Annotated in this window: 10 protein-coding genes; 2 read left to right on the forward strand and 8 right to left on the reverse strand. The window is 42.5% G+C overall.

All coding sequences use genetic code 11. The features are described from left to right. Window positions 1-45: 45 nt before the first annotated feature. Window positions 46-807 (reverse strand): DeoR/GlpR family DNA-binding transcription regulator, encoded by a 762-nt coding sequence (locus tag N5E84_RS10795; protein WP_019281933.1) that lies wholly within the window; start codon window positions 805-807, stop codon window positions 46-48. Window positions 808-1,231: 424 nt separating this feature from the next. On the opposite strand from N5E84_RS10795, the gene pykF reads away from it, so the two are divergent. Then, window positions 1,232-2,644, forward strand: coding sequence for a pyruvate kinase PykF (pykF, locus tag N5E84_RS10800; RefSeq protein ID WP_029388154.1), 1,413 nt, complete (start codon window positions 1,232-1,234; stop codon window positions 2,642-2,644). Window positions 2,645-2,698: 54 nt separating this feature from the next. Here the strand turns inward: pykF and N5E84_RS10805 are convergent, their stop codons facing one another. From N5E84_RS10805 to N5E84_RS10820, 4 genes are all read right to left on the reverse strand, one after another. Further along, window positions 2,699-4,006: an IS4-like element ISVa16 family transposase gene (locus N5E84_RS10805; protein ID WP_029388402.1), complete on the reverse strand. Its 1,308-nt coding sequence runs from the start codon at window positions 4,004-4,006 to the stop codon at window positions 2,699-2,701. Between the two features lie 164 nt (window positions 4,007-4,170). After that, window positions 4,171-6,036, reverse strand: coding sequence for a sensor domain-containing diguanylate cyclase (locus N5E84_RS10810; RefSeq protein ID WP_019282286.1), 1,866 nt, complete (start codon window positions 6,034-6,036; stop codon window positions 4,171-4,173). A 165-nt stretch (window positions 6,037-6,201) separates the two neighbouring features. Beyond that, a complete protein-coding gene (locus N5E84_RS10815; RefSeq protein ID WP_038169970.1) occupies window positions 6,202-6,894 on the reverse strand; it encodes an oxidative stress defense protein in 693 nt (230 codons plus the stop codon). Window positions 6,895-6,996: 102 nt separating this feature from the next. Next, on the reverse strand, window positions 6,997-7,893 hold the full coding sequence (locus N5E84_RS10820; RefSeq protein WP_017045436.1) for a LysR family transcriptional regulator ArgP: 897 nt from the start codon (window positions 7,891-7,893) through the stop codon (window positions 6,997-6,999). 122 nt (window positions 7,894-8,015) lie between these two features. Here N5E84_RS10820 and N5E84_RS10825 point away from each other — a divergent pair, with 122 nt between their 5' ends. After that, window positions 8,016-8,648 (forward strand): LysE/ArgO family amino acid transporter, encoded by a 633-nt coding sequence (locus N5E84_RS10825; RefSeq protein WP_017047512.1) that lies wholly within the window; start codon window positions 8,016-8,018, stop codon window positions 8,646-8,648. A 74-nt stretch (window positions 8,649-8,722) separates the two neighbouring features. Here N5E84_RS10825 and mscS read toward each other — a convergent pair whose 3' ends face one another. The 3 genes from mscS to N5E84_RS10840 form a co-directional block, all read right to left on the reverse strand. Further along, window positions 8,723-9,586 carry a small-conductance mechanosensitive channel MscS gene (gene mscS, locus N5E84_RS10830; protein WP_094128468.1) on the reverse strand — a complete coding sequence of 288 codons (864 nt, stop codon included), beginning with the start codon at window positions 9,584-9,586 and terminating at the stop codon, window positions 8,723-8,725. 293 nt (window positions 9,587-9,879) lie between these two features. Next, complete coding sequence (gene fbaA, locus N5E84_RS10835; protein ID WP_013857804.1) at window positions 9,880-10,956, reverse strand: class II fructose-bisphosphate aldolase; 1,077 nt, start codon at window positions 10,954-10,956, stop codon at window positions 9,880-9,882. Between the two features lie 153 nt (window positions 10,957-11,109). Beyond that, complete coding sequence (locus N5E84_RS10840) at window positions 11,110-12,273, reverse strand: phosphoglycerate kinase (protein ID WP_026027969.1); 1,164 nt, start codon at window positions 12,271-12,273, stop codon at window positions 11,110-11,112. Window positions 12,274-12,307: the final 34 nt, after the last annotated feature.

Below are 12,307 nucleotides of genomic sequence, written 5' to 3' on the forward strand. Positions count from 1 at the left end.
CCGCAAGCGAAGGCCTTTATTTAGGAATGGTTGAATAGGGGTTAATTAGGCTCGGATCACTCGCACTTGGTGCGATTCAATCAATGCGGCATCTTGAACGGTTAGATCGTTATCGGTCACTAACACGTCGATATGCTCCCAAGCGAGCTCAAGGTTGGGAATTTTTCGGCCAACTTTGTCTGATTCGATCATCACGATCACTTCTCGTGAGACTTCGGCCATCACTTTGCTCAGGCCAATCAGTTCATTGAAGGTGGTGGTGCCACGTTCAAGATCAATACCGTCAGCGCCAATAAACAGTTGGTCAAAATCGTAAGAACGCAGTACCGATTCAGCCACTTTGCCCTGAAAGGACTCGGAATGGGTATCCCAAGTACCGCCCGTCATTAATAGTGTCGGTTCACTTTCTAGTTCATTAAGGGCGTTCGCTACGTGCAATGAGTTGGTCATCACAACCAAACCGCGTTTATCATTCAGTTGCTGAATTAATGCTGCCGTAGTACTACCACAGTCAATAACGATGCGATTGTGGTCTCGAATTAACTTAGCTGCCGCCTTAGCTAGATTTATCTTTCGATTCGAAACTTTAGGATTAAACTCATCATTGACCACCTCTTTAGGCAGTGCAATCGCACCACCGTAACGGCGTAAGAGTTGACCGTTTTTCTCTAAAGAGGCCAAATCCTTTCTAATCGTCACCTCTGAGGTTTCAAACTGAGCAGAGAGTGCATCAACACTGACCTCACCCTGTTCATTCACAAGGTTAGCGATGGTGTGTCTTCTCAGTTGTGTATTTCGTTTCGACATTTATATTTTTCTTAAAGATTACGAATCGAAAGCAATATTAATCGAATCGAAACTTTATTGTCTATTTATTTCGATCTAAAAAATTAATAATTCACGCTAAAACCTTGTCCTAAGACAATTCTTAGGCAGTGATATTGAACTCATTAGGTGGTAGAATTCGCGCCGAAAAGAAAAAAAATTACAGAATTGACTGTTATTCTTTTGCAACTTAACCGATTTAAACTCAATAAGTGGCAAAATAACGCTATAAAATAGACAATGCTTGGTCATAAAATGACTAAACTGTTGAAAGACTTTCAGCTCTAATGTCACAAAATCACATTAATATTGTTGGGTAATAGATAAGAAAAATTGCCGCTTGTGATGACGCTAGAACACTCAACCAACTTCAAATTGTAATCATATTTACCGGAGAGAACCTTCCATGAAAAAGACCAAAATCGTATGTACGATTGGCCCTAAAACTGAATCTGTAGAGAAGCTTACTGAGCTAGTGAATGCTGGCATGAACGTTATGCGTTTGAACTTCTCTCACGGTGACTTCGTAGAACACGGCACTCGTATTGCGAACTTCCGTAAAGTAATGGAAAACACTGGTAAACAGCTTGCGATCCTTTTAGACACTAAAGGTCCTGAAATCCGTACCATCAAACTAGAAAATGGTGATGACGTTGATCTCGTGGCTGGCCAGGATTTCACTTTCACTACTGATGCAACCGTTATAGGTAACAAAGATAAAGTTGCCGTGACTTACTTAGGTTTTGCTAAAGACCTTACTGTAGGTAACAAAATTTTGGTTGATGACGGCCTGATTGAAATGGAAGTGATTGCAACCACAGAAACTGAAGTGAAATGTAAAGTGCTGAACAACGGCGCGCTAGGTGAAAACAAAGGTGTTAACCTTCCTAACGTTTCAGTGAACCTTCCAGCTCTTTCTGAAAAAGATAAAGCAGACCTTAAATTTGGTTGTGAGCAAGGCGTTGATTTTGTTGCGGCTTCTTTCATTCGTAAAGCTGACGACGTACGTGAAATCCGCGAACTGCTAACAGCAAACGGCGGCGCAGATATCCAAATCATCTCTAAAATTGAAAACCAAGAAGGCGTTGATAACTTCGACGAAATTCTTGAGCTTTCTGACGGTATCATGGTTGCTCGTGGCGACCTAGGTGTTGAGATCCCTGCTGAAGAAGTTATCTTTGCACAGAAGATGATGATCGAAAAATGTAACCGCGCACGTAAAGTGGTTATCACAGCAACTCAAATGCTTGATTCAATGATCAAGAACCCACGTCCAACTCGCGCAGAAGCTGGCGACGTAGCCAACGCGGTAATGGATGGTACAGATGCAGTGATGCTTTCTGGCGAAACAGCAAAAGGTAAATACCCTGTTGAAGCGGTCACTATCATGGCGCAAATCTGTGCTCGTACAGACCGCGTTCTACAAGCTGAGTTGGGTTCTCGTTTAGACAGCCCACGCCTACGCATTACTGAAGCCGTATGTAAAGGTGCGGTAGATACTGCTGAGAAATTGGCGGCTCCACTTATCGTGGTCGCAACTGAAGCGGGTAAATCAGCTCGTTCAGTGCGTAAGTACTTCCCAACTGCGAACATCATTGCCGTAACCACTAACAAGAAAACGGCGGCTCAACTCGTTCTAACTAAAGGTGTAACACCGGTTGTTGTTGATACTATCGACAGCACTGATGCGTTCTACATCAATGGTAAAGAGATTGCACTGGCTTCTGGTCTAGGCAAGAAGGGGGACATCGTAGTGATGGTTTCTGGTGCACTTGTCGCTTCAGGTACAACCAACACAGCTTCTGTTCACGTTCTATAATAGAAACGTAAGCTAGAAATAAAAAAATCGGGGCTTGCCCCTAATGCCGTTCACTTAAGAGTGAACGGCATTTTTGTTCTTAGCATACCGTTGTGGTCTAGGCTTAACTGTTCTAGGGAATGTTCTTTCCCTTCGCCCTTCAAGTATTAAGCTTTCAGCCATGTTGTGAAAACCCTTTAACTGACGAGGTATTGCTCCTGGTGTTGAGTAAGGTAAGCCTACAAGTAACGCAGATACATGAGCTAATGTGCCGTTAAAACTCAGTTGATAAGGAAGGTAGTTTCCCTTTAAATTGAAGCAGAGCTCTACCATCTGATATCGAATTAAATTGTAAGTAAGTAAGATGCCCCATAACTCCTGCTTTACCAACTCTGGCAAACGACTTCGCAGCGTGAGACGGTTTCCAAGCATGTATTGTTTTTGCTCTCGGTAGCCTAGCTCTATCTCCCAACGATGCTCATAAAGACCAGTAATATCTTTTGATGGGTAACGCAGCGGATCTGTCATAGAAGTTAATACTTGGTAGTCTTTTCCTTTAATTTTACGAGTGACAAGTCGAGCGGTTATCGACTTTGGTAAATCAGACCATCGCTTTCTAGCTCTTGGATTACTGTGTAATTGAACAAGTTTGTCATTTCGCCCTAAAGATTGAACAATGTCATATTGTGTATTTTTCTTGAGGGGAATAAGCCAATGGCGCTCTGAGCCAGAGTCTTGCCATTTATGTAATAAGCCTAAAGAATAGAACCCCTTATCGAACATTGTCACGCTATGATTCGGTGTTGTTTCTATCAGTTTTTCAGCTAATACCATTTCGTTTGTATTGTAGTTATCAAAAGCACTGGCCGTGATAATATGACTGCTTAGTTCCATTTGGCAGACCATTCTCACTTGCGGATATTGTGTCCCTTTTTGTCGAGAAAATGCATTTTCATTTTGCGGGTTATCGGGCGTGCGCCAAACCACTCCATCGACGCCAAGAAGCGTTAATCCATTCCACTGGGGTAACTTTGCACTTTTTAACCATGAAGTCGTCATTTGCTCAAAGACCGCTTTAATTGCGCCTTCACCCAACGTCTTTCGACGTTGAGTCAACGCACTCGGTGCGACAAAAGCTTTACCCGTACGATCGACAATATCAAGCTGGTTAACTAAGTCTTTCATGGATTTATTGTTATAGATAGCCATTCCAACAAGTAACCAAACCATGGATTCTAGAGTTAATTTCCTCTTTCTCATCGTGACGGTATCAGTAAGAGAATAAGCTTCGTTGATGAGGTCAATTGGAAGTAAGTCAGACAAAGTCTCAACGTTGCTAGGTTTCCAATCATTAATTATGTTTAGAGCTTGGGAAACATCCATAAAAAAATCCAAGTGCATTAAATACACTTGGATTTTGACAGCTCTGAAGGATCGTTCAACCGATCCCTTTGGCCTTAACTGATCGGCATTAGGGCTTGCCCCGATTTTTTTATTTCCGCTATTTACGCTTTACTTACCAAGCCCATCACTCTTTGTAGTATGCCTTAAGCAAGATCATCACTACTTTTACACAGTGAAACTCGATTTCGTCCTAAGGTTTTGGCCTCATATAAAGCAATGTCAGCGCATTTATACGAGCGTTTACCATCTGCGGTTAAGTCAGTAAAGCCAGCGCTGATAGTCACGGTGAGGCTTTGCTCTACCGCTACTCGTAATCGGTCTAGGACAGTCTCGGCTTCTTCTACAGAAGTATGCGGCATAATAATCGCAAACTCTTCACCGCCAATACGTGCCAGAAAATCCGTGGTACGCAATGTTTGGCTCAAAATTTCACCAACTTTAATAATGACGCGATCACCTTCATCATGTCCTTGTTCATCATTCACTCGTTTAAAGTAATCAATATCAATTAAGACGAGACAAACATGATGGCTTTCGGGATAACGTTGAATGATGTGCGTATGATGCTGCAATTCTGCTTCAAATTTACGCCGATTCCATAGCTGAGTTAACGCATCTTTTTCACTCAATTCTCGCAATCGGTTTTCTAAGACTTTGTACTGAGTAATATCGACTAAAGAGGTGATGTAATAACTGACTTTAGTCGCCTCTTTAATCGCTTGAATTCTCATGATGGCGGTTAGCGTCTCACCTTGTGTATTGACCATTTCTACTTCACCTTCCCAGAAATGTTGCTGCGATACCTCTTCAAGCACCTCGAGCATAAACTCCATACCATTTGGACTGAGCAGTAACTTTAATGCGTTACTGCCTTTTATCTCGTCAATAGTCAGACCGGTAATCTTTTCAAATTCGCCATTAACCATCATCACTTTGTGCTTTCTGTCTGAGATCATCACTGCAGACATACCATTCAAGGCCGCTCTTGCCAATTTGCTTTCAATACTTCGATGATGGTAATGCAACGCCATGGAAACCATGGGAAGCGCAAAAATGAGTATAACGAAGAAGACAAAAAAAGCTTCTTTGATTAAATCGTTGACGTCACGCTTCGCTCGATGATCTAATTGCTCATCGGTGAGTTGAATCATCAAAAAAACAGGTTTCAATGAAGCAAATTTAAGGGTTTTATAAACCGTAACCTTGCCATTTTCGAATACATAGCCAGAAGGAGTTGTCTGCATCTGCTGCCAAGTTTTCGGTAGCAGAAGTGCAAGATTCTCGTATTGATTGGACGGTAATAAGTCTCCAAATAATTTGGTTTTATCGTTGGAAGACCAATAGAAACCTGAATCGCCGATCAGCTCAGGAGTTAATTGTGGATCACGGACATGATTTAAACGCGAAGATTGTGACCAAATATCAACATCGAGGACTAAATAGCCTTTTCGCTCCCCTAATACGGTAACTGGCGTAATCACACATAGCATCGGCTGTATAGCCGCAGCACTTCGAGCACTAGCCAATGCAATGCCCCAAACCCCCACTTCTCCCTCTGACAGGTTTTCTGCAAAGGCAACATAACCATGATGTGACAGGTCTTGAAGATTTTTTGCACTAGAGGCTAAATGGTTGTCCGCAGAATAATCAATACGGAGTCGCTCATGCCCAAATAAATCCAAAAGTGTAATCGAACTATACCATGTTTGCTTTTCAGCAACCGAAGACCATATATTTTCAAGATGCTGCTGATTTATCTCTGAAGGAGAAAAAATAAATTCATACAAACTTTGGCTTCGACTAAGCAAATCAATAATGGAACCGACCTGAGCTTTCAACCCCCGATACTGTCGCTCACTTTCATTGAGTTGATCAAACGCCTCCGCTACCGTGTTTTGCGTTGCGTTGTCTTTCACTTCTTGGTAGCGCTGATAGTAATACCCAGTCACTATTGCGCTGAATAAGAAACAAATGATGAGAAGGATGCTGATTATTTTTGTGTATCTCATGACTTGTCTAAATATTAACCCTAAATAGTGATGAGCGGATTATAGCATCTTAAAAAATAGACAAAACAAAAAGCTACCGATTAATAATACAATCAATTTATGGAAGTAAAGGCTCGTTTTTATCCATTTTAAATTAACCAATCAATCAGTAGCTTAGGTAAGGGCTTAGTTGTTTAATTGATAGACTACGTCCACCCTATCGCGAATAATAAGCGTCGAGTCTTGGTAACTATTAGATTCAGATTTTGCATCCATTGCCATAGCACGCATCATAATCGGCTGCACGCTGGGCGAGTTGTAGTCTATCTGCCACACATCACCTAATTTCAACTTAAATCCTTCCGCCAATGATAGTGCTTTGGTATTCGCATCTTGAATCGCCGCTAGCCGAGCTTGTTGCTGGTATTGATCTTGATTCCGAACTTTAAGTTGAATATTGTCGACTTGGTTAATGCCCTCACCGAGCGCTACATCAAGGTATTGATTAAGCTGGCTTAAATCTTCAACCTCAACCGTGACACTTCTTGTTGCTTGATAACCCACTAACTCAGGCTTACCGGACTTAGGGTAGTGATATTGAGGGGCAAGGTAGAGATTTGAACTCGATATTTGTTGGGAAGTCACACCGGATTCTTTCAAACGCGCCACAAATGCTTCTACCACTTTGTCGACCGCTCTTTTTGCCTGCTCCGCCGTCAGCGTCGATTCAACCACTTTAACTGAAAACTCAGCCATATCAGGTGCCGCAACGACTTCACCATAACCTGTCGTTGAAAGATGAGGAAAATTCATTTCCTGCGCCATAGAACCAAAACTGAGCAATCCAGATAATAGCGTTACACTTGTCATTAATTTCATGGGAGTTACCTTACTCAAATGGGTGAATACATCATAGGCGATACTCTACATAAGCACAGTTAATAGCTTATGAAATGACACAACTTTGACGTTGAACTTTTGTCATTGCGGCAACACTTGGCGAGCATATTGAACGATGGCCTGAGAAATTTCCTGTAATATTCCCGTTTCTAACTGCCAATGATGCCAATAAATACGGTTGGTTAAAATGAACCCTGGTGTAATGTCGGTAAGCGTGCCTATTTCGAGCTCTTGTGCTATCTGTAAGCGAGGGATCAAACAATACGCCGCACCGGATAGGGCTAATTTAACAAAAGCTTCTGAACTACCCACGGTATGGTTTATGACGGCATCTCTTGGCACATTGAAGTGATCATGCAAATATTTTTTATGCAGATCATCATACTGATCATACGATACCGCTGGTGCTTTTTTTAAAGTATGAAAGTTCACACCTTGAGAGAAATAACGCTGATAAAACTCCGGGCTGGCAACACACACATAGTCCATTCGGCCTAAGTAGTCAGCATGACAACCAGGAATGGCTTGCGATTCTAAGCTTATTGCGCCAGCTACTTCGCCATTTTTAATTTTTTCGATCGTACGTGACTCACCGAAAACCGTCAGGTTCAACTCAACTTGCCGCGTTTTCATCGTATTCGATAACGCAGGAAGTAACCAAGTAGCCAAACTGTCCGCATTAGTGGCAATAGCTATTGAAACAGGCCGCGTATTCTCCTCATTCATCAATTCAGGCACCAGTTCATTTTCAAGCAAACACACCCTACGATACAGCCCTAGCAATTTTTTTCCCACCAGCGTTGGCCTTGGTGGCTGCTCTCGAATCAGGACCGGTTGGGCGATAAATCTCTCTAATTGCTTGATTCTTTGAGAAATAGCCGATTGTGAAATATAGAGATTTTCAGCGGCTCGTTCAAAGCTTCCTTGTTGCAGTACCGCATCTAATGCCTCAATCCATTTGTAATCTAGCCCTCTCATCCAAGGCTCCTTTTTATAATTATTAGTATTACTAATATAATATTAAAATCATTAATTATACTTATTTTTATACTCTCGCTATTGTGCGCTCACTGTATTGAATTATTACGACGAGGTGAGCTGTGAATGTGTGGATTTTGCTACAAGGTTTTGGATTAGGTGCAACGATGATTATTCCTATTGGTGCACAAAATGCCTATGTGCTAAACCAAGGAATTAAGCGCAATCACCACTTAACGACGGCGACCATCTGTAGTCTACTGGATGTGATTTTTATTTCTCTGGGTATATTTGGTGGCGGTGCCCTACTCTCAAGTAACGAAATCTTACTGACCTCGGTTACCTTAGGCGGTGTTGCTTTTCTCTCATTTTATGGATTTATTTCTTTAAGGAGTGCCTTCACTTCAACAAGCACTAATGAATCGGATGGCGAAGTGATCGCACGTGGTAAACGAACGGTTATTTTGGGCGCGTTAGCCGTTACTGTGCTTAACCCACATTTATACTTAGATACGGTTGTGATTTTGGGATCGATTGGTGGTCAGTTTGAAGGCCATGATCGCATCGCGTTTGCTCTAGGAACCATGATGGCCTCTTTTGTATGGTTTTATTCTTTATCAATTGGTGCTGCGAAACTGGGGCCGACGCTCTCAAAGCCTAACGTGAAGAAAGGAATAGACATGGCCGTGGCTGCAATGATGTTTAGCATCGCCTTTATCCTTGCAAAAGGGCTGGCAATTCAATATCTGGTGTAAGTGTATAACCAACAAAAAGAAAGGGCATGAACTGAATAATCATTTCATGCCCTTTTCACTTGATTGAAAATGAATTAATTCATTTTATTCAGATGAACATCCATTTGTGGGAATGGGATCTCAATACCTTCTTTATCTAACTCTTCTTTGATGGCTTGTAACAAATCAAAATAAACAGCCCAATACTCTGTCGTTTTCACCCAAGGACGAACCACAAAATTGACTGAAGAATCGGCCAAGGCCATTACACCGATAGTCGGTGCAGGATCTTTCAACAAACGAGGCTCTGCCGCGACTACTTTAGCCAGCACTTCCTTGGTTTTTTGCAGATTGGACTTATAAGAAACACCAATCACCAAATCAATACGACGAGTGTCATGGCGTGAATAGTTAACAATTGGGCCACTGATGATCGAACCATTAGGCACAATCACCATTTTATTGTCAGGCGTGCGCAGTACTGTTGAAAAAATTTGAATCGATTCAACCGATCCAGCAGTACCACTCACTTCCACGTAATCACCGGATTTAAATGGGCGGAATGCCACAATCAAAACGCCCGCAGCAAAGTTTGATAGGGAGCCTTGTAGCGCTAAACCAACCGCCAAACCAGCCGCACCGATAATGGCCACAACAGAAGCGGTTTGCACACCAATGCGACCTAAAGCGGCAATTAATACCACCACAAATAGCGTATAACGGACTAGACCATGAACAAACTCAACAACTGCTTTGTCCATGTCTTTCTTTTTCAGAGCCTTGGCAACACTTCCAGCCACAGCTTTAACAACAATGTTACCGATAAATAGGATCAGAATAGCGGAAATAATATTGACGCCGTATTGTATCAAAAGATCTGAATTATTGGTCAGCCAAGTATTGGCTTGCGCTAAACCATCGACTAATGGAGCTTCGATGCCCATTGATTCACCTGACATATTGCATTTCCTCTTTATAAAATCATTTTGAATGTTGTTACCACTGAACATCAAAGACAAAAAACGACTGACAGCAGAGTGTCAGTTTTTTGGCACAATATCTCACTTTGGTTATGTTGCAAAGTCAGTTTTATGTAAACACTGACAAAACAAATAGTTACTTGGAAGCATTGATATGAGCTTGTTAGAGGTTAAGCAATATTTTAACAATCCGCCAGTCATTTTGTCTGAATCTCGGCCATAAAAAAACCCGCTCATTGAGCGGGTTCATCACTTAGTCCAGATAAATGAACTTATAGTACGTCGATCGCATTAAGGTCAGCGAAGGCTTTCTCTAAACGAGCAACCATCGATGCTTGACCAGCACGTAGCCATACGCGTGGATCGTAGTATTTCTTGTTTGGCGCAGATTCACCCGTAGGGTTACCAATTTGACCTTGTAGGTAATCATGGTTTTCAGCTTCGTACTGACGGATACCGTCCCAAGTTGCCCACTGAGTATCAGTATCGATGTTCATTTTGATAACACCATAGCTGATTGACTCTTTGATCTCGGCTTCAGAAGAACCAGAACCACCGTGGAATACGAAGTTTAGAGAGTTCGCTGGAAGGCCAAATTTCTCAGAAACATACGCTTGTGAATCACGTAGGATAGTTGGAGTCAGTACCACGTTACCCGCTTGGTAAACACCGTGTACGTTACCGAAAGAAGCTGCGATAGTGAAACGGTGGCTCACTGCGCTCAATTTCTCGTAAGCGTAAGCTACGTCTTCAGGAGAAGTGTACAGCTCAGATGAATCCATGTCTGAGTTGTCAACGCCGTCTTCTTCGCCACCAGTACAACCCAGTTCGATCTCGATAGTCATACCCATTTTAGCCATACGCTCTAGGTATTTCGCACAAGTTTCAACGTTCTCTTCTAGAGACTCTTCAGAAAGGTCTAGCATATGAGAAGAGAACAGAGGCTTACCAGTTTGAGCGAAGAACTCTTCGCCTGCGTCTAGTAGACCGTCGATCCAAGGAAGTAGTTTCTTCGCAGCGTGGTCAGTGTGAAGAATAACAGGCACACCGTAAGTTTCTGCTACAGCGTGAACATATTTCGCGCCAGCAACCGCACCTAGGATTTGTGCACCTTGACCAGCAAGTTTAACGCCTTTACCAGCAAAGAAAGCCGCGCCACCGTTAGAGAACTGAACAACCACTGGCGCTTTAACTTTAGATGCAGCTTCAAGAACCGCATTGATAGAGTCAGTGTTCACTACGTTTACTGCAGGAAGAGCAAAGTTATTTTGTTTTGCAACTTCAAATACTTTCTGTACGTCATCGCCAGAAATTACGCCTGGTTTTACGAAATCGAAGATCTTAGACATGGATTTGATCCTATTTTTTCTATCGTTTTAAAAATAAAACAGTTAAGTTTAAATTCTTGCAAACGTTTGCTCACAACTGGCGTCATTCTATCAGAATAAAAACACACGTGCAGCAAACAAGAAAGCGGGAATCACTCCCGCTTTCATTAGTCATTAAGCTTTCGCGCGTGCTTCTAGCATTTCAACCGCTGGTAGTACTTTACCTTCAACAAACTCAAGGAATGCACCGCCGCCAGTAGAGATGTAAGATACGTCGGCTTTGATACCGAACTTGTCGATTGCCGCTAGTGTGTCACCACCACCAGCCACTGAGAAACCTGCAGATTTCGCAATCGCTTCAGAGATACCTTTTGTACCTGCTTCGAAGTTTTTGAATTCAAATACGCCAACAGGACCGTTCCATAGAATGGTTTTTGCGTTAGCGATGATTTCAGCCAGTTGTGCGGTTGAGTCTGGACCTAGGTCGAAAATCATATCGTCATCTTGAACATCCGCCACGTTTTTGATTTCCGCTTCTGCGTTTTCATCAAAGGCTTTTGCACAAGCAACATCTGTTGCTACTGGAATAGAACACTCTTTCATCAACTTTTTAGCCGTTTCAAGCAAGTCTGCTTCATATAGAGACTTACCTACGTTGTGGCCTGCTGCTGCGATGAAAGTGTTAGCAATACCACCGCCAACAACCAGTTGGTCAGCAATTTTAGATAGCGATTCTAGAACCGTTAGTTTAGTAGACACTTTTGAGCCACCAACGATAGCCACTAATGGACGCTCTGGGTTATCCATGGCTTTGCCTAGTGCTTCAAGTTCTGCTGCCAATAGTGGACCAGCACAAGCGATAGGTGCTTGCATACCAATGCCGTGAGTTGAGGCTTGTGCACGGTGAGCCGTACCAAATGCATCCATCACAAATACGTCGCAAAGAGCGGCGTACTTTTTAGATAGTTCTTCTTCGTTCTTTTTCTCGCCTTTGTTAAAGCGAACGTTTTCTAGAACAACAAGCTCACCTGCGTTTAGCTCTAGGCCATCTAGGTAATCTTTTGCCAGTTTTACTTCGCAATCTAGCGCGTCGTTCAGGTAATTAACCACTGGTAGTAGAGAGAACTCTTCCGCGTATTCGCCTTCAGTTGGACGACCTAGGTGAGAAGTAACCATCACTTTAGCGCCCGCCGCTAGGCAGTGCTGAATTGTTGGTAGCGATGCAAGAATACGTGCATCAGAAGTTACTTTGCCATCTTTCACTGGTACGTTTAGGTCAGCACGGATAAATACGCGTTTACCTGCTAGGTCCAGGTCGGTCATCTTGATTACAGACATGGTTTGTCCTCTCAAATATTAATAAATAAAGTTT

This window comes from Vibrio sp. J502, from assembly GCF_025397955.1.
Classification (GTDB): Bacteria; Pseudomonadota; Gammaproteobacteria; order Enterobacterales; family Vibrionaceae; genus Vibrio; species Vibrio anguillarum.